The 25,363-nt window shown below is 72.3% G+C and carries 22 protein-coding genes; 13 read left to right on the top strand and 9 right to left on the bottom strand.

The genetic code is table 11. From position 1 onward, the window contains the following. Nucleotides 1–9: 9 nt before the first annotated feature. From AC07CM_RS13335 to AC07CM_RS13365, 7 genes are all read left to right on the top strand, one after another. A complete protein-coding gene (locus AC07CM_RS13335) occupies nt 10–1,074 on the top strand; it encodes an LLM class flavin-dependent oxidoreductase (protein WP_478876493.1) in 1,065 nt (354 codons plus the stop codon). After that, nucleotides 1,071–2,357 (top strand): NtaA/DmoA family FMN-dependent monooxygenase, encoded by a 1,287-nt coding sequence (locus AC07CM_RS13340; protein WP_478876494.1) that lies wholly within the window; start codon nt 1,071–1,073, stop codon nt 2,355–2,357. Before AC07CM_RS13335 ends, AC07CM_RS13340 begins: the two co-directional genes overlap by 4 nt. Nucleotides 2,358–2,381: 24 nt before the next feature. Next, complete coding sequence (locus AC07CM_RS13345) at nt 2,382–3,191, top strand: DUF1684 domain-containing protein (protein WP_478876495.1); 810 nt, start codon at nt 2,382–2,384, stop codon at nt 3,189–3,191. Between the two features lie 294 nt (nt 3,192–3,485). After that, nucleotides 3,486–4,385: a S1 family peptidase gene (locus tag AC07CM_RS13350; RefSeq protein ID WP_478876496.1), complete on the top strand. Its 900-nt coding sequence runs from the start codon at nt 3,486–3,488 to the stop codon at nt 4,383–4,385. A gap of 389 nt (nt 4,386–4,774) precedes the next feature. Then, nucleotides 4,775–5,857 (top strand): S1 family peptidase, encoded by a 1,083-nt coding sequence (locus tag AC07CM_RS13355; RefSeq protein ID WP_478876497.1) that lies wholly within the window; start codon nt 4,775–4,777, stop codon nt 5,855–5,857. Between the two features lie 471 nt (nt 5,858–6,328). Next, nucleotides 6,329–9,820, top strand: coding sequence for a DNA polymerase III subunit alpha (locus AC07CM_RS13360; protein WP_478876498.1), 3,492 nt, complete (start codon nt 6,329–6,331; stop codon nt 9,818–9,820). Continuing rightward, nucleotides 9,817–10,791: a DNA polymerase Y family protein gene (locus AC07CM_RS13365; RefSeq protein ID WP_478876499.1), complete on the top strand. Its 975-nt coding sequence runs from the start codon at nt 9,817–9,819 to the stop codon at nt 10,789–10,791. Before AC07CM_RS13360 ends, AC07CM_RS13365 begins: the two co-directional genes overlap by 4 nt. Before the next feature lie 17 nt (nt 10,792–10,808). Here the strand turns inward: AC07CM_RS13365 and AC07CM_RS13370 are convergent, their stop codons facing one another. Beyond that, a complete protein-coding gene (locus AC07CM_RS13370) occupies nt 10,809–11,183 on the bottom strand; it encodes a cupin domain-containing protein (RefSeq protein WP_478876500.1) in 375 nt (124 codons plus the stop codon). Between the two features lie 84 nt (nt 11,184–11,267). On the opposite strand from AC07CM_RS13370, the gene AC07CM_RS13375 reads away from it, so the two are divergent. After that, a complete protein-coding gene (locus tag AC07CM_RS13375; protein WP_478876501.1) occupies nt 11,268–11,714 on the top strand; it encodes a MarR family winged helix-turn-helix transcriptional regulator in 447 nt (148 codons plus the stop codon). Between the two features lie 219 nt (nt 11,715–11,933). After that, entirely contained in the window at nt 11,934–12,797 is an 864-nt protein-coding gene (locus AC07CM_RS13380; RefSeq protein WP_478876502.1) for an esterase/lipase family protein, read from the top strand. A gap of 63 nt (nt 12,798–12,860) precedes the next feature. Here AC07CM_RS13380 and AC07CM_RS13385 read toward each other — a convergent pair whose 3' ends face one another. Then, the gene (locus AC07CM_RS13385) at nt 12,861–13,817 is read right to left on the bottom strand and encodes a lytic polysaccharide monooxygenase auxiliary activity family 9 protein (protein ID WP_478876503.1); all 957 of its coding nucleotides are present in this window, start codon (nt 13,815–13,817) and stop codon (nt 12,861–12,863) included. Nucleotides 13,818–13,982: 165 nt separating this feature from the next. Between AC07CM_RS13385 and AC07CM_RS13390 the strand changes: the two genes are divergently transcribed. Then, nucleotides 13,983–14,441 (top strand): GNAT family N-acetyltransferase, encoded by a 459-nt coding sequence (locus AC07CM_RS13390; protein WP_478876504.1) that lies wholly within the window; start codon nt 13,983–13,985, stop codon nt 14,439–14,441. 14 nt (nt 14,442–14,455) lie between these two features. On the opposite strand, the gene AC07CM_RS13395 is transcribed toward AC07CM_RS13390, so the two are convergent. Continuing rightward, the gene (locus tag AC07CM_RS13395; protein WP_478876505.1) at nt 14,456–14,590 is read right to left on the bottom strand and encodes a hypothetical protein; all 135 of its coding nucleotides are present in this window, start codon (nt 14,588–14,590) and stop codon (nt 14,456–14,458) included. Between the two features lie 138 nt (nt 14,591–14,728). On the opposite strand from AC07CM_RS13395, the gene AC07CM_RS13400 reads away from it, so the two are divergent. Continuing rightward, entirely contained in the window at nt 14,729–15,349 is a 621-nt protein-coding gene (locus AC07CM_RS13400; RefSeq protein WP_478876506.1) for a class I SAM-dependent methyltransferase, read from the top strand. Nucleotides 15,350–15,374: 25 nt separating this feature from the next. Here the strand turns inward: AC07CM_RS13400 and AC07CM_RS13405 are convergent, their stop codons facing one another. Together AC07CM_RS13405 and AC07CM_RS13410 are read right to left on the bottom strand one after the other, a co-directional pair. Beyond that, entirely contained in the window at nt 15,375–15,875 is a 501-nt protein-coding gene (locus tag AC07CM_RS13405) for a ribonuclease FAU-1 family protein (protein ID WP_478876507.1), read from the bottom strand. After that, nucleotides 15,856–16,785 (bottom strand): GNAT family N-acetyltransferase, encoded by a 930-nt coding sequence (locus AC07CM_RS13410; RefSeq protein ID WP_478876508.1) that lies wholly within the window; start codon nt 16,783–16,785, stop codon nt 15,856–15,858. Before AC07CM_RS13410 ends, AC07CM_RS13405 begins: the two co-directional genes overlap by 20 nt. A gap of 72 nt (nt 16,786–16,857) precedes the next feature. Between AC07CM_RS13410 and AC07CM_RS13415 the strand changes: the two genes are divergently transcribed. Next, complete coding sequence (locus tag AC07CM_RS13415; protein WP_478876509.1) at nt 16,858–17,229, top strand: GntR family transcriptional regulator; 372 nt, start codon at nt 16,858–16,860, stop codon at nt 17,227–17,229. 61 nt (nt 17,230–17,290) lie between these two features. On the opposite strand, the gene AC07CM_RS13420 is transcribed toward AC07CM_RS13415, so the two are convergent. Next, nucleotides 17,291–18,061, bottom strand: coding sequence for a DUF72 domain-containing protein (locus tag AC07CM_RS13420; protein ID WP_478876510.1), 771 nt, complete (start codon nt 18,059–18,061; stop codon nt 17,291–17,293). Between the two features lie 15 nt (nt 18,062–18,076). Beyond that, entirely contained in the window at nt 18,077–19,183 is a 1,107-nt protein-coding gene (locus tag AC07CM_RS13425; RefSeq protein ID WP_478876511.1) for a DUF5925 domain-containing protein, read from the bottom strand. Between the two features lie 110 nt (nt 19,184–19,293). On the opposite strand from AC07CM_RS13425, the gene AC07CM_RS13430 reads away from it, so the two are divergent. After that, nucleotides 19,294–20,715: a GH39 family glycosyl hydrolase gene (locus AC07CM_RS13430; RefSeq protein WP_478876512.1), complete on the top strand. Its 1,422-nt coding sequence runs from the start codon at nt 19,294–19,296 to the stop codon at nt 20,713–20,715. Nucleotides 20,716–20,760: 45 nt separating this feature from the next. On the opposite strand, the gene AC07CM_RS13435 is transcribed toward AC07CM_RS13430, so the two are convergent. Together AC07CM_RS13435 and AC07CM_RS13440 are read right to left on the bottom strand one after the other, a co-directional pair. Next, nucleotides 20,761–24,549, bottom strand: a complete 3,789-nt coding sequence (locus AC07CM_RS13435) for a lipopolysaccharide biosynthesis protein (RefSeq protein WP_478876513.1) — start codon at nt 24,547–24,549, stop codon at nt 20,761–20,763. Beyond that, the gene (locus AC07CM_RS13440; protein WP_478876514.1) at nt 24,542–25,342 is read right to left on the bottom strand and encodes a polysaccharide deacetylase family protein; all 801 of its coding nucleotides are present in this window, start codon (nt 25,340–25,342) and stop codon (nt 24,542–24,544) included. The genes AC07CM_RS13435 and AC07CM_RS13440 overlap by 8 nt, the downstream gene beginning before the upstream one ends. Nucleotides 25,343–25,363 lie beyond the last annotated feature (21 nt).

Here is a 25,363-nt window from a genome sequence, read left to right on the forward strand (position 1 = left end):
GGCATTGGCATGAGCGCGCTACTCCACCTCGCCGCCGCCCTCGACCAGCCGGGCCGCTACGACGCCGGCTCCTACGTCGAGCCGGCGCGGCTCGCCGAGCGCGGCGGGCTCGACTTCGTGACACTGGACGACTCCTTCGCGCGCCCCGGGCCCGACGCGCTCGCCGTGCTGTCGCGCGTGGCGCCCGCCACCCGGCGGATCGGGCTGGTCCCGACCGTCAGCACCACGCACACCGAGCCCTTCCGGCTCCAGGCCGCCGTCGCCACCTTCGACTGGGCCAGCCGCGGCCGGGCCGGCTGGCGGATCGACGTGTCCACCACCGAGGGCGAGGCCCGCCTGTTCGGCCGCAGACATGCCGCCCCGGCCGACGCGCTGTGGCAGGAGGCCGGGGAAGTCGCCGACGTGGCCGCGAGGTTGTGGGACAGCTGGGAGGACGGCGCGGAGATCAGGGATGTGCGAAGCGGCCGCTTCCTCGACCGGGACAGGCTCCACCATGTCGACTTCACCGGTACCGCCTTCTCGGTCAAGGGCCCCTCGACGGTGCCGCGGCCCCCGCAGGGCCACCCCGTCCGCGTGGTCGACGCCACCGAGGGACAGGCCCGGCCCATCGCGGCCCGTCACGCCGACGTGGCCCTGGTGCGTGCCGCGGACCCCGCGCAGGCCGCCGCCGTGCGCCGCCAACTGCTCGACCAGGCAGCGCAGTTCGGCAGAAACCCGCGCTCCCTGCGGGTGCTGGTGAGCCTGCTCGTCGACCTCGGCGACGGGGAGCACGCGGCCGAGCCCGGGCACGGCGGGGGAGGACCCCGGCCCAGCGCCCGGGGCCCGCTGTACCGCGGCGGCCCCGTCGACCTCGCGGAGCTGATCGCCGGCTGGCACGCGGAGGGCGTCACCGACGGCTTCCACCTCGTCCCCGTCGAGCCGCGCCGTGACCTGGAGCGGCTGGTCAACGGCACGGTGGCGCTGCTGCAGCACCGCGGCCTGTTCCGCACCTTCTATCCGGGCAGCACCCTGCGCGAGCACCTGGGCCTGTCCCGGCCCGCCAACCAGTACGCCGTGACCGGGGGAACGTCATGAACGTACGACGACAGGTGCACCTGGCGGCCCGGCTGCCGGGGGACGGCGAGACCGCCGTGTGGACCGATCCGCGCTCCGGTCCGCGATGTGCGTTCGCCTCCTTCGAGCAGCCGGCGCGCACCGCCGAGCGCGGGCTGTTCGACTTCCTGCTGCTGACCGACGGGCCGCGGCTGCCCGAGCACCGGGGGCGGATCCACGACCTGCACGCGACGGGCTGGCCGGAGCCGATCACCGTGCTGAACGCGCTCGCCGGCGTCACCGAACGGCTCGGGCTCGCCGCCACCGTGCACGCGGCCTTCAGCGAGCCGTACGAACTCGCCCGCAGACTCGCGACCCTGGACCACCTCAGCGAAGGCCGGGCCGCCTGCCACGTGGAGGCCTCCTCGGACGCCTTCAGCGGCGCCAACTTCCGCCACGGCGGCCGCATCGGGGACGCGGACCACCACGGCAGGGCCGCCGAGTTCGTCACCGTGGCACGGCGGTTGTGGGGCTCCTGGACGGCCGACGGGGTGTCCCGGCCGTTCGCGCACCACGGCCGGCACTTCGACATCGCGGGTGAGTTCGGACTGCCCCGCTCGCCGCAGGGCCACCCCGTGGTGATCCGGGCCGGGGACACGGAGCGGGACCGGGAGTCCGCCGCGGCCTCGGCCGACGTGTTCCTCGCCCGGCACCGCCCGCCGGCCGCGGCCCGCTCCCTGCGCGCCGACGTCCGCCGGCGCCTCGCCACGTACGGCAGGGCACCGGAGGACCTGAAGGTCATGCCCGGCGTCACCGTCGTCCTCGGGGACACCGCCGCCGAGGCCCAGGAACGGGCCGTGGAGATCAGGCGGCAGCAGATCACCCCGCGGGGTGCACTGCACGTACTCGAGCGGGTCTGGGGCCTGGACCTCTCCGGTCGCGACCCGGACGGGCCGCTCCCGGAGACCGGCCCGGCGCCGGGCCGGGCGACGGCCGAGGACCGGGACCGGCTCGCGCTCGCCGAGCAATGGCGGGTGCTGGCGAGGGAGAAGGGGCTGTCGATCCGCGAGACCGTGATCGAGGCGAGCGGGCGCCAGTCCTTCGTCGGCACCCCGGAGACGGTCGCCACCGAACTCGAGGCTTACGTACGCGAGGACGCCGCCGACGGATTCGTCCTCCTCCCGCACCTGATGCCCGGTGGCCTCGACGAGTTCGTGGACCGGGTGGTGCCACTGCTCCAGGAGCGCGGCGCCTTCCGCACGGAATACCAGGGCACCACCCTGCGCTCACACCTCGGGCTGCCCGACCCGGCGGGGGAAGGCTGAGCGCGCGTGAAAGGAACCGATCGCATGACGACCGACGCACCCGACGCCTGGAAGCGGTGGCACGAGCAGCGCGTGGAGGCGGTCTCCGCGCCCTTCGGGCCGCTCGCGCTGACCGCCACCCACTGGGTCGAGGATCATCCGGAGGGTCGACTTCCGGACATTCCGGGGACCTGGGTGGCCGATGGTGACGGAGTGGTGCTCAACGCCGCCGGGGCCGACGGCCTGTCCGTGGACGGCCTGCCCTTCTCCGGCGAGGTCAGGCTCCCCGCCGACAGCGGCCCGGCGGCCGGGTCGCGGGTCGCGCTGGGCGGGACGCGGCTGGTGGTGCTGGTCCGCGAGGGTGTCTGGGGGGTGCGGGTCTACGACCCGGACGCCGGCGCCCGGCACGCCTTCCGCGGTATCGAGGCCACTCCGTACGACCCGCGCTGGTCGGTTCCGGGGCGCTTCACGCCGTACGAGGACACGCGCACCGTCCGGGTCGGCAACGCGGACGGACGGGAACGCGGGCTCGCCCTCGCCGGTGAACTCGCCTTCACCGTGGCCGGAAAGGACCTGACCCTTCAGGTCGCGCAGCAGGACGACGGCCCGCTGTGGGCGGTGTTCGCCGACGCCACCAGCGGCCACACCAGCTTCCGGTTCCGGTTCCTCTTCCCGCAGGCACCGGACGCGGAGGGCCGTACCACGGTCGACTTCAACCGCGCCCAGCTCCCGCCGTGCGCGTTCGCCGACCACTTCGTCTGCCCCTTCCCGCCGCCGGGCAACCTGCTGGAGGTTGCGGTCGACGCGGGGGAGCGCGCGCTGAGCCGAACCGGGGCCGCCCGGCGGAACGACTGACCGCGGCCACAGGTGTCCGTCGGGCCGCCCGCCGGCCGCTCCCGCTCGCTGCGGGGGCGGCCGGCGGCGTGAAGATGACGGCATGTGCGGAAATGTCAAGGCGCGCGAGGGGTACGACGGTTGAACGCTGCACGGCCGAAAGGCGCCCTTGTGCCGACCGGCCGTTCGGCCGAATACTGCCGCTCAGCGCTTGTCAGGGGCATGAGAGTTCGGGATCCCGGACCGGTTCCTGGCTGCGCCTCACGGGCCCCGACCCCACGCGGGCCCCCGACTTCCCCTGGGAGGGAACGAAACGTGAGGATCAAGCGCACCACTCCCCGCAGCGGCACCGCGAGACGTACCCGGCTGATCGCCGTGGCGACGGGCTTCCTGGCCGCGGCGGCGTTCGCCGCCCCCACCGCGAACGCCGGCGACGCCCACACGTTCAGCGCCAACCAGCTCACCAAGGCGAGCGACTCCGTCCTCAAGTCCGACATCGCCGGCACGGCCTGGGCGGTGGACAGCGGGACCAACCGTGTCGTCGTCACCGTCGACAGCACGGTCTCCAAGGCCGAGATCGCCAAGATCAAGCGGCAGGCCGGCGCCGACGCGGGCGCGCTGGCCATCAAGCACACCCCCGGCAAGTTCAACAAGCTGATCACCGGCGGCGACGCCATCTACGGCGGCGCCTATCGCTGCTCGCTCGGCTTCAACGTGCACAGCGGCAGCACGTACTACTTCCTGACCGCCGGCCACTGCGGCGAGGTCGCCTCCACCTGGTACAGCAACTCCAACCACAGCACGGTGCTGGGCACCAACGTCGGATACAGCTTCCCGGGCAACGACTTCGCGCTGGTGCGGTACACCAACTCCTCGATCTCGCACCCGAGCGCGGTCGGCAGCCAGACCATCAGCAGCGCGGCCACCCCGTCCGTGGGGACGACCGTCTACCGGCGCGGTTCCACCACCGGCACCCACAGCGGCCGGGTCACGGCGCTCAACGCCACGGTCAACTACGGCAGCGGTGACATCGTCCGCGGCCTGATCCAGACCACGGTCTGCGCCGAGGGCGGCGACAGCGGCGGTCCGCTCTACGCGGGCAGCGTGGCCTACGGTCTGACCTCCGGCGGCAGCGGCAACTGCAGCTCCGGCGGTACGACCTTCTTCCAGCCGGTCACCGAGGCGCTGAGCTACTACGGTGTGACCCTTCCCTGACGGGTCGGCTCCCTGGCGGGGCCGAACCCCTGACGGTTCGGATCCCCGACGGACACGGCTTTCGGTGTGCCCCCGCACGCGGGTCGCGTGCGGGGGCACACCCCTGTCCGGGCCACTGCGTGGATGGCGTGGTGCGTTGGTTTCCGGCCAGGGGTAACCGTCACTGCCCGCCTATGGGTTACTCGCGCGTAGTGTTTGCAGTGCGAATTCCCTGGGGTGTCGGCTCCCGGTCAAGTGAGCCGGGGGCGTACGGCTTTCCCGCGCGCGCGTCCTGAAGTCGACCTTGTGTGCTCCCCGTGCGGTTCGGAAGAGTGGGCGCCCGTCAACCAGCCTTCAGGCCCGTGAGGTCCCCACAACCTCCGGACCGACCCCCCACAGGAGGACACGAGTTGAAGCACCGACGCATATCCGGGCGGCGGGCCGCCGTGGCCGGCGCGGGAGTCGCCGCACTGGTCGCCGCGGGCATCACCTTCCAGACTGCGAACGCCAGCGAGCCCGCGAAGTCCGCGCCGGAAGCGCGGGTTCTGTCCGCCCCGGCGGCCGGAAAGCTCGCCTCGACGCTCGTGCAGGACCTCGGTTCCGGCGCGGCGGGCAGCTACTACGACACCCAGGCGAAGAGCCTCGTCGTCAACGTGCTCGACGCGACCGCCGCCAGGACCGTCGAGGCGGCCGGCGCCAAGGCCAGAATCGTCGCCAACTCGCTCGCCGAACTCGACGGCGCGCGGGCGGCGCTGAAGCGGGACGCGACCGTCCCCGGCACCTCGTGGGCGACCGACCCGGTCACCAACAAGGTCGTCGTCACCGCCGACAGGACCGTGTCCGGGGCCACCTGGACCAAGCTCGACAAGGTGGTCGAGGGGCTCGGCGGGAAGGCCGAACTCAAGCGGTCCAAGGGGGAGTTCAAGCCCTTCGTCGCCGGTGGTGACGCCATCAGCGGCTCGGGCGGGCGCTGCTCGCTCGGCTTCAACGTGGTCAAGGACGGGCAGCCGTACTTCCTGACCGCGGGCCACTGCACCGAGGCCATCTCCACGTGGTCGGACTCCAGTGGCAAGCAGATCGGGCAGAACGCCCAGTCCAGTTTCCCGGGCAACGACTTCGGGCTGGTCAAGTACACGGCCCAGGTGGACCACCCCAGCGAGGTCGACCTCTACAACGGTTCCTCCCAGAAGATCACCGGTGCCGCCGAGGCCACCGTCGGCATGAAGGTCGCGCGCAGTGGCTCGACCACTCATGTGCACGACGGCACGGTCACCGGGCTGAACGCCACCGTCAACTACTCCGAGGGCACGGTCAGCGGTCTGATCCAGACCGATGTGTGTGCCGAGCCCGGTGACAGTGGGGGGTCGCTCTTCTCGGGCGGCAACGCCATCGGGCTGACCTCGGGGGGCAGTGGTGACTGCACCTCCGGTGGGGAGACGTTCTTCCAGCCCGTCACCGAGGCGCTGTCGGCGACCGGCAGCAAGATCGGCTGATCACCCGGCTTCGTGGCGACTTCGGCGGCTTCGGCGGCTTCGGAGGTTTGGCAGGTTTCAGAGGGTCCGTGAGAAGCCCCGTCCCGTTCGAGGGGCGGGGCTTCGCGGTTTTCTGCGCGTGCGTCGGGTTCGCGTCGATACCTGCGGCGCCTGTGCGGGTCCGTCTTGGCTTGGGGCGCGCCCGTGGTTCGTCGGGGGTCGGGGCCGCGGCGGGGGGTGTCCGTCCTCGGTCCGGCGCGCCGTCTCCTTGATCGGCGCCCCTTTTGCGCCGGCCGCCGCGGGCGGACACCCCCGCCACGTCCCCTTCCCGCCGTGCGCGGCAGCCGGCCGGTATGGGGCGTGTGTCCGGGCGTTTGTGCAGGTCGGACGCCGTCTTGCGGATGTCGCACACTTGTTCGGGAATGGGGGTATGGTGGGGGTGGGAACTGATGTTCGAGAGCTGTTCGGGGCTCACGAGTACGGGAGGTGTGTGTGCCGGGCTTCGCGCATCTGCACACCGTCTCCGGGTTCTCCCTGAGGTACGGGGCCTCCCACCCGGAGCGGCTGGCCGAGCGCGCCGAGGAGCGGGGCATGGACGCTCTCGCCCTCACCGACCGCGACACCCTCGCCGGTACGGTCCGCTTCGCCAAGGCTTGTGCCAAGGCGGGTGTCCGCCCCCTGTTCGGCGTGGATCTTGCGGTGGCCGAGCCCGTGGTCGTACGGCATGAGAGGCGTCGTACGCCGGTGCGGGGTGGTGCCTTCGTGGACGAGTCGACCCCCCGGGTGACCTTTCTCGCCCGGGACGGGGCCCGCGGCTGGGCCGACCTGTGCAGGATGGTCACGGCGGCGCACGAGGGCGAGGGTGTGCCTCTGCTTCCCTGGGACGGCAACCACGGCGAGGGGCTGACCGTGCTGCTCGGTCCGGGGTCGGACGTGGGCCGCGCGCTCGCCGCGGGGCGGCCCGACCGCGCCGCGCGGCTGCTCGTCCCCTGGCGCGAGGTCTACGGCGACGCGCTGCGCCTGGAGGCCGTCTGGCACGGTCGTGAAGGCACGGGGTCCGGCTCCCTGCGGCTGGCCGCCCGTACCGTCGGCTTCGCCGCCGAGCAAGGGGTGCGGCCCGTGCTCAGCAACGCCGTCCGGTACGCCGACCCCGGCCAGGGGCCGGTCGCCGACGTCCTGGACGCCGCCCGGCGTCTGGTTCCGATCGACCCCCGCAAGGAGCTGGACTCCGGTGAGGCCTGGCTGAAGGACGCCCAGGCCATGCTGCGGGTGGCCGAGCGGGTGGTGGAGGCGGCCGGGTACCGGCGGGACACCGCCCACCGGCTGCTGGAGCAGACCGGGGACACGGCCGCCGAGTGTCTGGTCGACCCCGAGGACGATCTCGGCATCGGCACCGTCCACTTCCCCGAGCCGCACCTGGTCGGCGCCGGTCGCCGCACCGCCCAGCGGGCGCTCGCCTCCCGGGCGGCTGCGGGCATGGTGCGGCTCGGTCACAGCGGCAGGCGTGAGTACTGGGAGCGGATGCACCGCGAGCTGGACATCATCGCCCACCACGGCTTCGCCTCCTACTTCCTCACGGTCGCCCAAGTGGTGGACGACGTCAGGGAGATGGGGATCCGGGTGGCCGCCCGCGGTTCCGGTGCAGGGTCGCTCGTCAACCATCTGCTCGGGATCGCGCACGCCGACCCGATCGAGCACGGGCTGCTGATGGAGCGCTTCCTGTCCAAGGAGCGGGTCGTGCTGCCGGACATCGACATCGACGTCGAGTCCGCGCGCCGGCTGGAGGTCTACCGGGCGATCATCGACCGGTTCGGTGGCGAGCGGGTCGCGACCGTCTCCATGCCCGAGACCTATCGCGTGCGGCACGCCATCCGTGATGTGGGGGCCGCTCTGTCCATGGATCCGGCCGAGATCGACCGGGTGGCCAAGTCCTTCCCGCACATCCGGGCCCGGGACGCCCGTGCCGCGCTGGCGGAACTGCCCGAGCTGCGGCAGCTCGCGGGGGAGAAGGAGCGGTTCGGCAGGCTGTGGGAGCTGGTCGAGGCTCTCGACGCGCTGCCGCGCGGTGTCGCCATGCATCCGTGCGGGGTGCTGCTGTCGGACGCCTCCCTGCTCGCCCGTACGCCGGTGGTGCCCACCAGTGGCGAGGGGCTGCCGATGTCGCAGTTCGACAAGGAGGACGTGGAGGACCTCGGGCTGCTCAAGCTGGACGTGCTGGGTGTGCGGATGCAGTCGGCGATGGCGCACGCGGTCGCCGAGGTGGAGCGGGTGACGGGCGAGCGGGTCGACCTGGACGCGCTGCCGCCGGGGGACCCGGCGACGTACGGGCTCATCCGGTCCACCGAGACGCTGGGCTGCTTCCAGATCGAGTCGCCGGGGCAGCGGGATCTGGTGGGGCGGTTGCAGCCGGTCACCTTCCACGACCTGGTGGTCGACATCTCGCTGTTCCGGCCGGGGCCGGTCGCCGCCGACATGGTGCGGCCGTTCATCGAGGCCCGGCACGGGCGGGCGCCCGTCCGCTTCCCGCACCCGGATCTCGAGGTGCCGCTGAAGGACACGTACGGGGTCGTCGTCTTCCATGAGCAGGTCATCGACATCGTCGCCGTCATGACCGGCTGCGGGCGTGGCGAGGCGGACCGGATCCGGCGCGGGCTGTCCGACCTCGAGTCGCAAGGGCGGATCAAGGTGTGGTTCGCCCAGCAGGCGGCGGCCAACGGGTATGACGCGGAAACGATTCAGCGGACCTGGGAGATCGTCGAGGCGTTCGGTTCGTACGGCTTCTGCAAGGCGCACGCGGTCGCTTTCGCCGTGCCGACGTACCAGTCGGCGTGGCTGAAGGCGCATCACCCGGCCGCCTTCTACGCCGGGCTGCTCACGCACGACCCCGGCATGTATCCGAAGCGGCTGCTGCTGGCGGACGCGCGGCGGCGCGGGGTGCCGATCCTGCCGTTGGACGTGAACGTGTCCGGGGTGGCACACAGGATCGAACTGGTGTCTGAATCAGGGGTGCGGGGGCTGCGGCTCGCCCTCTCCGACGTGCACGGCATCAGCGAGGCCGAGGCGAAGCGGATCGCGGACGGGCAACCGTACGCCTCCCTGCTGGACTTCTGGGAGCGGGCCCGGCCGAGCCGCCCGCTCGCCCAGCGGCTTGCCCAGGTGGGTGCGCTGGACGCCTTCGGCGCCAACCGCCGCGACCTGCAACTGCATCTGACCGAGCTGCACCGGGGTGCCCGGGGCGGTGGCGGCGGCCAGCTTCCTCTCGCCGGCGGGCGGCGGACGGCCTCGGCCGGGCTGCCCGACCTGACCTCGGCGGAGCGGCTCAGCGCCGAGCTGGGTGTGCTCTCCATGGACGCCTCGCGCAATCTGATGGACGACCACCGGGAGTTCCTCAAGGAGCTGGGCGTGGTGTCGGCACGCCGGCTGCGTGAGGCCAGGCACGGGGAGACGGTGCTGGTCGCGGGCGCCAAGGCGGCCACCCAGACCCCGCCGATCCGGTCCGGCAAGCGGGTCATCTTCAGCACACTGGACGACGGCACGGGCCTGGTCGACCTCGCCTTCTTCGACGACTCGCACGATGCCTGTGCCCACACCGTCTTCCATTCCTGGCTGCTGCTGGTGCGCGGAGTGGTGCAGCGGCGCGGTCCGCGCAGTCTGAGCGTGGTGGGGTCCGCCGCCTGGAACCTCGCCGAACTCGTCGAACTGCGCACCGACGGCGGGCTCGACGAGGTGGCGGCACGGCTCGCGGAGCCGCCCGGGGCCGAGCGGGGGACGGTGGACGGCGACGGTCCGGCCCGGGCCCGGCTCGCGGGGTCGGAGGGAGCGCCCCCGCCGGCCGGTTCCGCGGCTCCTGACCCGATGGCCGACCGGAAGATCCGCATGTCCACGGGGTACGAGATGCACCCCTGGGCGGATCTGCGTCCCGCGGGCGAAGGGCCCGCGAGCGGAAGGAAGTTGTGGCACCAGAGTCCGGGGAGTGCGGGATGACCATCCTCTGCGTACGTTTCCAGCTGCCGCCGATGTACGAGGCGGCCCTGCCCGGGCTGCTCGGACTGCTGGAGGAGTTCACCCCGGTCGTGGAGGCGCTGCCCCCGGACGGGGCGCTGGCCGATCTCCGCGGCGCCGAGCGGTACTTCGGGCGCAGCGCCGTCGAACTGGCCTCGGTGATCCGGGTCCGCGCCCTCGCGCTTCACGGCGTCGACTGCGTGATCGGCGCCGGACCGGGCCCGATGCTGGCCCGCGTGGCGCTGCGCGACGCCCGCCCCGGGGTGACCTGCGCCGTACCCCAGGAGCCGGACGCCATCGCGGAGTTCCTCGCCGAGCGGCCCGTGTCCGCGCTGCCCGGCGTCGGCACGGCGACCGCCCGCACCCTGTGCGAGTACGGCCTGGACACCCTGGGACGGGTCGCCGCCGCGCCCCTGTCCACGCTCCAGCGGCTGATCGGAGCGAAGGCGGGCCGCGAACTGCGCGAGAGGGCGGGCGGCGTCGACCGGGGCCGGGTCGTCCCGAACGCCGTCTCCCGGTCCCTGGCCGCCGAACGCCCCTTCGAACTCGATGAGCTGGACCCCGGCCGGCACCGCAGGGCGCTGCTGTCGGCCGCCGAGGAGATCGGTGCCCGGCTGCGCGCGGTGGAGAAGGTCTGCCGCACCCTGACCCTCACCGTGCGCTACGCCGACCGCTCCTCGACCACCCGCAGCCGCACCCTCAAGGAGCCGACCGCGCACTCGGCGGCCCTGACGAAGACGGCCTACGGCATGTACGAGGCGCTCGGCCTCCAGCGTGCCCGGGTCCGTGCGCTCGTCCTGCGCGCCGAGGGTCTGACCTCCGCCGACCAGGCCTCCTACCAGCTCACCTTCGACCCCGTGGACGAGAAGGTCCGCCGGATCGAGGAGGTCGCGGACCGTGCCCGCGCGAAGTTCGGGCCGCGCGCGGTGATGCCGGGGAGGCTGGCCGCGTAACGCGCCTGCTCCCCGGCTCAGTTGGCCCAGGGAGGCGTGATGCGCGAGCCGTCGGCCAGCCGTGCCTCCAGGCCGATGGAGGTGGTGACCCAGGAGATCGCGGTGTGGTCGGTGGGGTTCTCGACGGCCAGAGTCGCACCGGGGTTGACGATCACCGTGTCACCGGCCGAGATCCGCTCGGTGCGGCCGTCGAGCGTCATCAGCAGCTCGCCGACGAGCAGATGGAAGATCTCCTCACGGTTGACGGTGTGGGCGGGCGCCCTGGTGCCGGCCGGGATCTCCCCGCGCCAGGCGCACAACTCCTTGCTGCCGGTGAGCGGGGTGGCGTACGAGACGAAGCGGGCGCCGTGGATCTCGTGGGTCACGGCCTCGGACGAGCGGACGACGGGCATGCGAACTCCATTCCGTATGGTCAAGCGGATTGACTATATGGTCAACCTGCTTGACCGATCCGTCAAGGGTGTTTCAATGCCTCCGTGCAGAACTCCGACGCCATGGCCCTGTCCGCCGCGCTGCTCGCCGTCGCGGGTGACCTCACGCAGCGCATCCATGAGGGGGTCGTGGCCCGCGGTTTCACGGACCTCCGGCCGGCCCACGGCTTCGCCTTCGCGCGGCTCTCGCCGGACGGCGCCACCGTCACCGACCTCGCCACCCATCTCGGGGTGACCAAGCAGGCGGCGAGTCAGCTGGTCGACGAGATCGTGCGCAAGGGGTACGCCGAGCGGCGGCCGCATCCCGGGGACGCACGGGCCCGGCTGATCGTGCTGACCGAGCGGGGACGAGCCTGCACCCGTGCGGCGGAGGCGGCGGCCTCCGAGGCTGTCGGGGGGTGGGTCGAACTCCTGGGCGAGGGTGAAGTCGGCATGTTGCGGGAGTGTTTGACGCAGATCGCGCCCTACGGTCCCGTCAGGCCTGCCTGGTGACGGTTCGTCGGCGGTCGAGTGAGGCTCTGGTTATCACTGGAAGTTTTTACTGACGCGTAACTTCACAGCTGCACTACTCGCCCGTAACTTGACGAGTGAACAGCATCCTCGTGATCCGGATCACAGGGTTGGGGGGTGTCTTCTGGATCGGGCCGGCGTGATCCAGAAGACACCCCCCAAGGCCGTCGCACCTCCCTTGAGCCGCAAGGAGATCACACGATGCTGCCCTGGAAGCGAGTGCTCAGACCCCTCGCCGCGCTGCTCCTGACCGCCGCCGTCGCCGCCGTTCCCGCCGCCACCGCCCATGCCGACTCCACCGCACCCAGCAGCGGTTGGAACGACTACTCCTGCAAGCCCTCCGCCGCCCATCCCCGCCCGGTCGTCCTCGTCCACGGCACCCTGGGCAACTCCGTCGACAACTGGCTGTCCCTCGCCCCGTATCTGAAGCACCGCGGATACTGCGTCTACTCCCTCGACTACGGCCAGCTGCCGGGAGTTCCCCTCTTCTACGGCCTCGGCCCCATCGACCAGTCGGCCGGGCAGCTGTCCGCCTTCGTCGACAAGGTGCTCGCCTCGACCGGAGCCGCCAGGGCCGACCTGGTAGGCCACTCCCAGGGCGGCATGATGCCCCGCTACTACCTCAAGTTCCTCGGCGGAGCCGCCAAGGTGAACGCCCTCGTCGGCCTCGCCCCCGACAACCACGGCACCGACCTGGACGGCCTGACCAACCTGCTGCCGTACTTCCCCGGCGCCGAGGACCTCATCAAGGCCACCACCCCCGGCCTCGCCGACCAGATCGCCGGCTCCGCCTTCCTCACCAAGCTCAACGCGGGCGGCGACACCGTACCCGGAGTGCACTACACGGTCATCGCCACCAAGTACGACGAGGTGGCCACCCCCTGGCGCGACCAGTACCTGAGCGGCCCGGACGTCCGCAACGTCCTGCTGCAGGACCTGTGCCCGCTGGACCTGTCCGAGCACGTGGCGATCGGCCTGTTCGACCGCATCGCCTTCCACGAGGTGGCCAACGCCCTCGACCCGGCCCACGCGACCGCCACCACCTGCGCTTCGGCCTTCAGCTGACGCGCCGCCGGGGCCTGTCCGACCTGAGCCGCCGGACAGGCCCCGGAAGTTCCGCCGCGAGGATCAGCGGCCGGTCCGGCTGTCGCCCGCAGCCCGCCGCCGAACCGACAGGAACAGCGCCGCCGAGCCGAGCGCCAGCGCCGCCGCACCGCCGATGGCGACGTACGAGGTTCCGGTGGAGGCACCGGTCTCGGCGAGGTTCTCCGAAGCGCCGGCCACTTTCGGTTCATTGGCCGGTCGCACCGCCGCGGTGGGCTCCGCCGACGTGCTCGCGTCGTCGTCCCCGTGCCCGTGGTGCTCGATCGTCGACCTGTCGGCACCGTCCTCGATCTGCCGGTCGGAGGGCGCGGAGGCGCTCGGCGCCGGGGTCGTACCACCGCTGCCGCTGCCGAAGTCGACGTCGGAGCAGGAGTAGAAGGCCTCCGGGCTGTCCGAGCGCTGCCAGACCGCGTACAGCAGCTGCCTGCCGGTACGCTCGGGCAGGGTGCCCGAGAAGGTGTAGAAGCCGCCCGAGGGTACCGGGTCGGTGGCCGTCGCGACCGGGTTCGCCAGGTCCAGGTCGGACCAGGCCAGTGGCTTCGCCGGGTCGTACCCGGGCTTGGTCGCATAGACCTTGAAGGTGCCCTTGTGCGGGGCGGTCACACGGTACTTGAAGGTGTACGACCCGCTGTGCACGCTCGTCGCCGGCCAGTCGGCGCGGGCCAGGTCCAGCCCCTTGAACTCCTCGTTGCCGGCGCTGCACAGCTTGCCGTCCGGGATCAGCTCCTGGTGCCGGCCGGCCGCGTCGCCGATCCGGATGCCGTTCCAGTCGTACAGCGCCTGAGTGCCGCCGGCCGCCACGGCCGCCTCGCAGGCCGCCGACTTCGGGCTCTCCGGTCCCTCCGCGTAGCACTGCGCGACCCGGCTGACCGGGTCGCCCATCGAGCCGTGCGCGGACGCGGGCGCGGCGGCGAGCGCGGTCAGGGCGAGCGGGGCGAGACCGGCGACGGCCACGGCGGCGGCCTTGCGGTGTGCGGACATGAGGAACTCCTCGAAAGCGGTTCTCCGGAGCGGCCGGATCCCGTGGGGTGATCCGAAGCTAGCCCCGAGAAGCCGCGAAATCGCCTGCTGGGGGCGGGCGATGGAGATCCTTATGGTCGCCTTAAGGAGGTGCTCAGGCTGCGCTCAGGTAGGTAGCGTTCCGGCATGACGAACGAGCACCACGAGCGGATCCGGCCGGCCGTCGCGGGCGACGTGCCGGACGTGCGGGCCGTCACCGACGCGGCCTACCGCCACTACATCGAGCGCATCGGCGTGGTGCCGCAGCCCATGGAGGCTGACCACGCGGCGAACGTGGCCGCCGGGAAGGTGTTCGTCACCGGAGGGCCCGTCGTCGGGCTGGTGGTGGTCGAGGCGTTCACCGACCACCTCTTCCTGGACAGCATCGCCGTCCACCCGGACGCCCACGGGCAGGGCGTCGGGCGGCGGCTGCTGCGTTTCGTCGACGCACGCGCGCGTGCGCTCGGCCTCGACGAGGTCCGGCTCTATACGAACGCGATGATGTGGGAGAACCAGAAGATCTATCCGAAGTACGGCTACCAGATCGTGGAACGCCGTGTCGACGGTGCCTATGACCGCATCCACTACCGCAAGAGGCTGGACTGACGGCCCCTCGGCGGTCAGCTGTCCGGCCACCAGGTGCGTGCGATGTCCTTGCGCACCTCCGGGCGCCCTGCGGGGCGCTCCTCCGCCTCCTCGCGGAGCCGGCGGCTGTCCGTCCTCTTCAGGGGCTTGTGCACGGTCGCACGGCGCATGGCTGCCTCCTTCAGTGCCTACCGAGTTCCGCGTTGTCACGGAGATAGACGCTTTTGGCGAGAGTTCCTCATCGGTGCCGGTCTGTCAGTGGCGGCTGTCACGTCGGGACTGTCAGTGGCGGGTGTCACTCTTTGGGCATGACGAACGGGAGTGAGTACACGGTTGCGGTGGGTTCCGAGGTGGACTGGGACGCTGAGGCCGCGGGGTTCGACGACGAGCCGGACCACGGCCTGCGCGCGCCCGAGGCGCGGGCGGCCTGGGCCGCGCGGCTGCGGTCCTGGCTGCCCGAGCAGCCCGCCGACGTCCTGGACCTCGGCTGCGGCACGGGCAGCCTGTCGCTCCTCGCGGTCGAGCAGGGACACCGGGTGACCGGAGTGGACAGCTCCCCGGCCATGGTCGAGCGTGCCCGGGCCAAGCTCGCCGGCCGGGACGCGGTGGTCCTGCGCGGGGAGGCCGCCGCCCCGCCCGTCGGGGAGCGGCGCTACGACGTCGTCCTCGTCCGGCACGTGCTGTGGACGCTGCCGGATCCCGCGCGCGTCCTCGCGCACTGGCGGACCCTGCTGCGGCCGCGGGGCCGGTTCGTGCTGGTCGAGGGCGTCTGGGGGACCATCGGTCCGGTCGGCATACCCGCCGGCCGGCTCGCCTCTCTCCTGGAGCCGGTCGCCCGGGACGTGCGTGTGGAGCGACTGTCCGACGACCCCCTGCTGTGGGGGAAGACGGTGGACGACGAGCGGTACGCGGTGGTGGCGACGGTGTAGCCGACGGGCGGGGGCACCGGAGGCGTCAGGCCAGCAGGTCCTCGAAACCACCCTCGCGGGCCAGCGCCTCCAGTTCGTCCAGTGCCGCCACGGCGGCGGACGCGGCCTCGGGATCCGTCACCGTCAGCCCGCTCTCGGTGAACTCGTCCTCGTCCAGGCGCCGTACGTCCGTGCCGTCGGCGGAGCGCCACAGGTCCAGGTCGAGGTCCTCGACGACCAGTTCGCTGCCGGACAGGGCGGCCGGGCGGGTGATGTCGCAGTACCAGCCCTTGACGGTGCCGTCACCCGCGCGGACCTCCTTCACCGAGTACCAGCGGTCCCGCCAGTAGTGCTCGGTGAAGACGTCGCCCGCCTCGAAGCGCACGAAGCCGAAGTCGCGGTCGCCCTCGCCCGCCCACGGTGCGCGGACCGAGACGCGGACGCCGTCGTCGTGGAGCAGCTCCGCCGGATAACGGATCTTCGTACGGCCGCCCTTGACCAGGACCACCTCCACCCGGGGAGCGGGCTCAGCCGAGTTCGCGGACATAGCGCACCTCCGTCGCGCAGATCTCGTACCCGAGCCACTTGTTGATCGCGATCATCGGGTCGTTGCCCGCGTCGTTGCCGGTGAAGGCCTCGGTGATGCCGGCGGCGCGGGCCCGGTACAGGGAGTGGATCTTGGCGAGCTTGGCCAGGCCACGACCGCGGTGGGCGCGGGCGGTACCGGTCATGGCGGTGGAGTAGCGGGTGCCGCCGTCGGTGTAGGCCACGCTGAAGGCCACCGGGCGGCCGTCGACGACCGCGGCCATGGTCAGCTCGGGGTGCAGCAGCGGATGCCGCCACGCCTGCTCCAGCCAGGCGTCGTAGTCGGTGAACTCGATGTCGACCTCGCCGGGTTCGTCCGACACCGTCTCCGCGTCCAGGTCGAACAGCGGCCGCGGGTCGTCCGCGAAGTCGGCCGCCGTGCGCAGCTCCACGCCCGGCGGCACCTCCGGGAGCGGCGGCAGGGTGCCGTGCGCCAGGTCGAGCCGGAGGAAGTGCGCGGGGCGGCCCCTCGTGTAGCCGTGCCGTTCGGCGAAGTCACGGTTGCCGGGCTCGTCGAGGACCCACGTGTACAGCTTGGTCGCGCCGATCGCGGCGAGATGCTCCTCGGCGGCCCGGACGAGCAGCCGGCCGGCACCCCGGTGGGTCCGGTCCGGGCGGACGTAGATGTTCAGGTATCCCTGGCCCGGCTCCGGGCTGTCGTGCACGAGGGAGACCCCGGCCGAGCCGATCACCTCGCCGTCCTCGACGGCGATCAGTGCGCGGAAGTGGGCGTCGGGGTGGCTGTGGATGTGCATGTGGCGCACCGAGTCCGGGGTGAACAGGATGTACGGGAGGGCGAGATGGCGCACCCGGGCATAGCCCTCGGTGTCGGCCGGGACGTCGGGACGGAGGTCACGCACGATCACTGTCATGGGGAGGCACCGTACGGGGATGTCTGCCGGGGATGCCTCTCATTTTCCGCCGGGTACGGGACAATCGGTCTTGTGAGCCTGAAGATCCACATCGATGACAGCGCGCCGCCGTACGAGCAGGTGCGGGCGCAGATTTCCGAGCAGGCGCGGTCCGGGGCGCTGCCGGTGGGGTACCGGCTGCCGACCGTGCGCGGGCTGGCCGAGTCGCTGGGGCTCGCGGTGAACACGGTGGCCAAGGCGTACAAGGCGCTGGAGAGCGACGGGGTGATCGAGACGCGGGGGCGCAACGGAACGTTCGTGGCCGCCGCCGGCCCGGCCGCGGTACGTGAGGCTTCGCTGGCCGCCCAGGCCTACGCGGAGCGGGCGCGCAGGCTCGGGCTGGGGGAGGAGGAGGCGCTGGCCGCGGTACGGGACGCCCTGCGGGCGGCTTACGGAGAGGGGTGAGGAGAGTTCCGTACCGCCGCAGAACGCCGTCGGGGCCGAGCGTCGCGGTGGCGGAAGCGAGTCAGCGGTGTGCCGCCGGTTCCGGTGTCCGCGTCACCGTCAGCCCCGCCCGGCCCGCCGCCCTCCCGAAGACCACCGCGTCCTCCACCGCCGCCCCGCCCGGATCGTTGTTGAAGTACGCGTGGACGTCCTCCCTGTCGGACCACGTCGTCGCGATCCGGTCCACCCAGGTCTCCAGGGACCGTTTGCCGTAGCGCGGCCACGGCCGGGCGCGTCCCTGGTGGAAACGGACGTACCCCCAGTCGGTCGTGCGCCACAGCGGGGTCACCGGGCGGGCCTGGACGTCCGCCCAGCACAGGGCCGCCCTCCGGGACTCGAGGAGTTTGCGCACGTCCGGCGACCACCAGGAGTCGTGGCGCGGCTCGACCGCGACCCTCGTACCCCGTGGGAAGCAGGCCAGGCAGGCGTCCAGCAGGGGCGGGTCCACGCGCAGGTTCGGCGGCAGCTGCAGGAGGACCGGCCCGAGACGGTCGCCGAGGCCCGCCGCGTGGGTCATCAGACGGTCGACCGGTTCCTCGGGCTCCTTCAGGCGCTTGATGTGGGTCAGAAACCGGCTCGCCTTGACCGCGACCACGAAGTCCGGCGGGACGCGGTCACGCCAGGCCGCGAAGTTCTCCCGGGACGGCAGCCGGTAGAACGCGTTGTTGATCTCCACGGTCGCGAAGAGCCGTGTGTACTCCTCCAGCCACAGCCGCGCCGGCACGCCCGACGGGTACACGACGTCCCGCCAGTCCTTGTACTGCCACCCCGAGGTGCCGACGAACAAGGTCATGGCACCATCAAAGCACTACAGGTACAGCCCCGCGTCCGCCCCGTCCCGCGCCCCCGGCACCGACGTCGGCCCGGCACCCCGGCGCAGGGCGTACAGCTCGGCGAGCGTCGCGCCGTCCCGGCCGACGGCGTCCTGTCCGGCGGCCTCGCCGCCCAGCCAGTTCACCGCCTCCCCGCGGGTCAGCGGGCCCACCTCGATGCGCGCCAGGCAGCGGCCCGGGCGGACCACGGCCGGGTGCAGGCGCTCCAGGTCCTCGTTGGTGGTGACGCCGACCAGCACGTTGCGGCCCTGGCCGAGCAAGCCGTCGGTGAGGTTGAGCAGCCGGGACAGGGCCTGGCCCGCGGTGTGCTTGGCCTCGCCGCGGATCAGCTCGTCGCAGTCCTCCAGCAGGAGCAGACGCCAGCGCGCCTTGCCCGCGCTGTCCTCCTCGCCGATCGCGATGTCCATCAGATAGCCGACGTCGGAGAAGAGCCGCTCCGGGTCGAGCACGCAGTCCACCTGGCACCAGTCCCGCCAGGAGCGGGCGAGGGTGCGCAGGGCGGAGGTCTTGCCCGTCCCGGGCGGGCCGTGCAGCAGGAGCAGCCGGCCCGCGATGTCCTCGGGGGTCGTCTTCATCAGGCGGTCCATCGCGTCCGCCACCGGGGCCGTGTAGTTGGGCCGGACCTCGTCCCAGGTGCCCGCGGAGATCTGGCGGGTGGTGCGGTGCGGGCCGCGCCGCGGGGAGACGTACCAGAAGCCCATGGTGACGTTCTCCGGCTGCGGCTCGGGCTCGTCGGCCGCGCCGTCCGTGGCCCGGTCGAGGATGGTCTTCGCCAGCTCGGCGGTGGTCGCGGTGACCGTGACGTCCGCGCCGCGGTTCCAGCGGGAGACCAGCAGGGTCCAGCCGTCGCCCTCGGCGAGGGTCGCGCTGCGGTCGTCGTCGCGGGCGACCCGCAGCACCCGGGCGTCCTCCGGCAGCAGGGTCGCGCCGGAGCGCACCCGGTCGATGTTCGCCGCGTGCGAGTACGGCTGCTCGCCCGTCGCGAAGCGGCCGAGGAACAGCGCGTCGACGACGTCGGACGGCGAGTCGGAGTCGTCGACGTGGAGCCGGATCGGCAGAGCGTCGTGTGGGTTCGCAGACATGCCGCCATGATCCGGCACCGATGCCCTCCGCGCACGGCATTTCCGCCGCTTGTTCAGGGTGTTCCCAAGAGCTGCCCCGTAGGCGGTTTCCGCCATTACTGTTGTCCTTGATGGGACGTCATGAGTGGTATACGGGGGCTCGGCGGTGGCGGCTCACCGCCCTGCTCGGAGTGGGAGTGGCCGCCCTGGCCCTGGTGGTGACCCTGATCAACACGCTTCCCGGGGGCGGCGCGAGCACCGCCGGCACCTCGCGCGACGGTGACAAGGTGCACGGCACGCCGGCGACTCCGCCCCGGCGCCCGCATCCGGACGTGGGCTGGGGCTTCACCCACACCCAGTACAGCGCCGACGAGGGCGGCGACCCGGCCGTCGAGCGGGTCGAGCAGCTGCTGGCGAAGGACGCCGGCCTGCCGCAGGACCAGGCGATCATGGGCTGGGGCGCCGACAACCCCGAGCCGGTGAAGGGACATTACGACTTCGCGGCGATGGACCGCCGCATCGACTTCATCCGCAGGTCGGGCGGCACCCCGGTGGTCACGCTGTGCTGCTCACCGGACTGGATGAAGGGCGGCAGGTCCGGCGTCGGCAACACCGACTGGAGCCGGTCCGCCCTGGAGACCGCGCCCACTCCGGACCACTACCAGGACTTCGCCGACCTGGCCGCGACCGTCGCCAGGCGCTATCCGGACGTACGCCACTTCATCGTGTGGAACGAGTTCAAGGGCTTCTGGAACAACGCCCGGGGCCGCTGGGACTACGAGGGCTACACGAAGATGTACAACCTCGTCCACAAGGCGCTGAAGAAGGTCGACAAGGACATCATGGTCGGCGGCCCGTACCTGGTCATGGACAGCCTCGACCCGCGCGACCAGAAGGCCTCCGACGCGCTGAAGGGCCCCTGGGGCGCCATGGACCAGCGGGTCCTCGACGCCTTCGCCTACTGGAACCGCCACAAGGCCGGGGCCGACTTCGTGGTCGTCGACGGCTCCAGCTACACCAACGACGACGAGCTGCTGCCCGACGAGTTCGCGGCCACCGACAAGCTGACCGCGGTGGGCGAGTGGATCCGGCGGCAGACCCACGGCCTGCCCCTGTGGTGGGCCGAGTACTACGTCGAGCCCGCCGACGGCAACGACGAACGAAGGGGCTGGTCCGAGGCCCACCGCCTCGCCGTCCACGCCGCCGGGCTGATCGCCATGGCCAGGGGCGGCGCCTCCTCCGGCTTCTACTGGAACCCGGAGGAGGAGAAGGGCGCCGACTGCCCCGGATGCCTGTGGACGCCCACCGGCACCTCAGGCGGCGGGAAGGAACTGCCCATGTACGACCTGGTGTCCCGGTTCGGCAAGGCCTTCCCGGCGGGCGCCAGGTACGAGACCGTGTCCGTCGCCCGGGACGACGTGCCCAACGTCCGGGTCCTCGCCACGGCCGGCACGATCCTGGTGGTCAACACCCTGGACCGGACGATCAGCGCACAGGTCGACGGTAAGCGGTTCGACATGCACGCGTACGAGGTGAAGTGGCTCGACCGCTGAGCCGCCCACCCCGCGCCGCCCGCCGAGCCACCCGCCCCGCACCCGTCACTTCATGGTCAGGAACCGCTGCACCAGCGAGGCCAGCAGCACCGCGAGCAGCGGCAGCGAGAACCAGAAGCTGCCCTGCAGCCGGCGCAGTTGCCGTACACCCGGCCGTGCCGCGACCCGCACCACCTCGCGGGCGGTGAGCAGCAGGATCAGCGCCACGGCGGCCAGCGCGCCGACCACCGACCAGGACGTCCAGGTCACCTGCGGCCCGATGGGCCCCGGATCGGGCTTCGGCACCGCGCCCGCCGGCCGCTTGTGCATCGCGTACACGGTGACGTCGTCGTTGACCAGGACCTTCGTCAGCTCCTGCCGGTTGTCCAGGTTGTGGATCAGCCGGGACTCCCAGGTCGCCGAGTAGCCCGCGTCCAGCTCCAGATAGGTGACCTGACTCTCGTTGACCATCAGGTACGAGTTCGGCCCCGCGTCCTTGAGCGCCTTGACCAGGCCCGACACCAGCACCGGGTCGACCGGTGCCTGCGTCGGCACGTAGTTCACCCGTTCCATGTCCCGCGCGCCCCACGGCATCGCCGGGGTCACGTCGTTGACCGGGTCCTGGGTGAGCCACAGCAGCCGTACCGTGGGCCGGTCGTGTGCGTACACCCAGTCCATGGCCGCGACCTCGCCGGGCCGGGTCCGCTCGAACGGCTCGTTGCCCCACCGGGCCACCAGGAAACCGCCCATCAGCAGCAGTCCGGCCAGCAGGGCGGCCAGCGGGGCGAGACCGACCCGGTCCTTCTCGCGTTCCTCGGCGGGGACGCCGGTGCGCGGGAAGAGGGCGAGGGCGCCGAGCAGGGCCGCGCCCGGCAGGGCGAACATGAAGACGCGCAGCGCCATCTCACCGCCGTAGGACTGCATGCCGAAGCCCAGGAACGGCACGAAGGTGAGCACCAGCAGCGACCGCTCCCGGTACTTGTGGAAGCGTCTGCGCCACCAGCCCCAGCAGGCGCAGGCCATCACGGAGCCGGCCAGCAGGACCCGGGTGTACAGGACCAGTTTGTGCGTCGAACTCCCGCCCTGGATACGGCCGGAGACGGAGGTCGAGACGTTGCTGCCGACCCCGCCGACCCCGCCGAAGAGGTCGTCGAAGTGCCCGGACCAGTACGGCTCGGCCATGAAGCCGACCCAGGCCGCGACCAGCACGGCGAACAGGATGGGCAGGCCGCGCAGCTCCGACCGCCCGAGCAGCACCAGGGCCGCGAGGACACCGAGCATCACGAACGGGGTGAGCTGGTGCGCCGGGACGCTCGCCGCGTACAGGCCGATCAGCACCAGCAGCAGCACGGCCCGCCGGCTCCGGTCGGCGGGTTCCACCTCGGCCTCGCCCGGGCGGTACCTCGTCCAGATCACGTGGGGAGCACGGAACCACACGAGCAGGATCGCCACGAAGACGAGGTACAGCAGGTAGGTGAAGCCCTGCGGGGAGAAGTAGTCCTGGCCGACCCAGCCGCTCAGGACGAAGATCCAGATACCGGTCCACTTGGCCCGCCAGCTCGCCCGCAGGGCGCGGGTCAGCAGGAACATCGGTGCCAGGTAGGCGAGTTGGAGGGCCGTAGGCCACCAGCGGATGATCTCCGTGAAGTCGTCGATCCCGCACGCCCTGGAGACGAACGCGGCCGCCGCGAAGAAGCCCGGCCAGCTCCAGCGGGCGTCCAGGTCCGGCACCGCGGACCCGGTGCGGTCGATGTAGTCGATGAACCCGAGGTGCTGCCAGGCGGTCGCGAACCGCGGCTCGGTCTCCAGCATCGCCGGCAGCGCGTGCAGGGACACCACGGTCGCCAGCAGCGTGACCAGCAGCAGCGCCCGGTGCTCGCGGCGCAGCCGGAGCAGCGAGGCGAACACCGTGATCAGCAGCGCGGCTCCCACCAGCGTGGGCAGCGGCAGCACCGAGACCAGGCCGAGGCCGCCCATGGCGTCCAGGTCGGCCTCGCCGAGCCGCAGCGCGGGCACCCAGTACAGCAGGAGCGCGGCGATCAGCAGACAGCCGAGGACGACCCCGGAGCGGGTGGGCAGCAGACGGCCGGCCGGCGCAGACGGTGCCGGCTCCTCGGGTACGGCCTCGTCCGGCACGCGGTCCTCGGCCGCCGCATCCGCGAACGGCGCGTCGACCTCCACCTCCCGCGACCGTGCCGCATCCGTGAACGGAGCGTCGGCCTCGGCCTCCCGCAGCAGCGCCGCCTCGGCCGGACCGAGCGACGCCTCGGCGCCCGGCTCCGGCTCCTCGACCGGGCGCGGCACGGGTACGCCGGCCGGTGGGGTGCCGGGGCCCGGGCGGACGTCCGGCCGGCGTTCGACGTGGTCGAAGTCGACGTGGATGCCGAGGGCGAGGGTGTCGTTGTCCAGCGCCCAGGCCGGGCTGTGCCGGCGTGGCGGGGCGTCGGCCGGGACTTCCCGCGCCCCCAGGTCGGCGAGGTCCCCGTCCGGCGCCGCCGTCTCCGGCACGGCGGCGGGAGCGGCCCGGACCGTCTTCCACAGCTTCGGGGCCGCGATCGTCACGATCACGGCGAGGCTGGAGATCTCGGCGACACCCGCGCCGGTCAGGCCCATGCGGGGCAGGAGCAGCAGCGTCAGGCCGAGCACCAGCACGCACAACAGGCCCTGCAGCCAGGCGAGTCCGGCGGTCCGGCTCTGTGCGCGCAGCACCGCGAAGTGCGTCTCCATCACGACCCGCAGCACCGCGCCGACCGCGAACCAGCGCAGCAGCGGGGTCGCCGCGTCGGCGTAGCCGTCGCCGAAGACGCCCAGGATCCAGGGTGCGCCGACGAACAGCACGCCCGCGATCGGCAGCATGATCCGGGCCATCCGCTTCAGCGCGGCGCGGGTGTTGGCGGCGAGCCGCCCCGGGTCGTGCGAGCCCTCGACCGTCAGCGACGCGCCCATGTTGATGGCGAGCAGGTTGGTCGTGCCGCCGATGGTCGTGGTGATGTAGAAGTACGCGTTGTCCTCGGAGGTGACCTGCGACGCGATGATCACCGGGACGAGGTAGACCACGGCGAGCGAGAAGAGGGACCCGGTGTAGTCCCCGGCCAGGAATCTGCCGATCTCCCTCAGCGTGGGCGGCCTGGCATGCTCCGCGGTCGCCTTCACGTGCCGCGGGACCAGCCGCCGGAACACCAGCCAGCCCAGCGGCACCGCCGAGGTGGCGATCGCGGCGATCCAGGACACGAAGACGCCGGTGGCCGGGATCGCCACGGCGAACGCGACGAGCAGCCCCAGCTTCACCGCCGAGAACACGGTGTTGCCCACCGGCACCCAGGGCGCGCTGCGCAGCCCGGTCAGCACACCGTCCTGGAGGGTGAGCAGGTTCCAGGCGACGACGGCCGCGACGAAGCCGAGGGCGTTTACCGGTCCGTGCAGGAAGCGGTACGACGGCCCCCACACGTCCAGGGTGAGCAGGAAGGCGCCTGCCGCCAGCGCCACGATCAGCGAACTGCCCGCGTAGGTCCGAAAGATGAGCCGTCCGGTGCGCGCGCCGGCCACCGGGATGAAGCGGGCCAGGGCACCGGTCAGGGTCACCGCGGTCAGCCCGGCGAGCAGCTTCATCGCGGCGATGGCGGCGGAGCCCTGGCCGACCGCCGACTCGGAGTAGTAGCGCGCCGCGGCCAGCCAGAAGCCGAGCCCGAGGACGGCGGAGATGCCGGTGTTGAGCATCAGCGCGTAGGCGTTGCGGAACAGCTGGTTGCCGCCGGCCGACCGGCCCGCCCCGGGCAGGCGCAGCCGGCGCCCGGACTGTTCGGGCGCCTCGGTCCCGGGCGTCGCGGCCTCGGTGGTGGTGGTCGTGTCAGACACGGGAGCTGATGGCCTTCCGGCGGACCTGGCGTGCTCTGCGGACGAGGGCGTAGCCCTTGGTGAGGGCGCGGTCCCGGGCGAAGTTGCGAGCGATCGCGCGGCCCTGGAGCAGCCGCTCGAACTCCTCGACACCCGTGCCGCGGCGGACGGTGACGCGCCGCAGGGCGTACGGCCCCTGGCGGCGGCGGGCGAGCCCGTTGCCGACGGCGAGCGCCTGGGCGTACCGGGCCTCCCGCACGGCCTGCCGCACCCGGCGGCTGGAGTAGCCGTAGGGGTAGGCGAAGGACGCGGGCCGGGAGCCGAGTTCACCGGTGAGGATCTCCGTGCTGCGCGCCAGCTCCGCGCGCAGCGCCCGGTCGCAGAGCTGATCGAGCTGCGGATGGGTGTGGCTGTGGCCGCCGATCTCGACGCCGGTGTCCGCGAGGTCGCGCACCTGCTGCCAGTCGAGCATGGTGTCCAGGCCGCCTCCGGTGTCGTACGCGCCCTTGATCCAGCCGGTGGAGACGAACAGCGTGGCCGGGAAACCGTGCTTGGCGAGCACGGGCAGGGCATGCCGGTGGACGCCCTCGTAGCCGTCGTCGAAGGTGATCAGCACCGGCCGGCCGGGCAGCGGGCGGCCGTACCGCCAGCGCGCCGCGAGGTCGGCGGTCGTCACCGGGGTCAGCCCCAGGTCGCCGATGAGCGCCATCTGCTCGGCGAACGCCTCCGGGGCGACCGACAGGGCCCGGGTGGCGTCGTTGGGTGCGCTCGCCACCGCGTGGTACATGAGAATCGGTACGGGAGTGTCACTCATGGGCGTTCCCCCTCGATCCGT

The organism is Streptomyces sp. NPDC044061, from assembly GCF_056434305.1.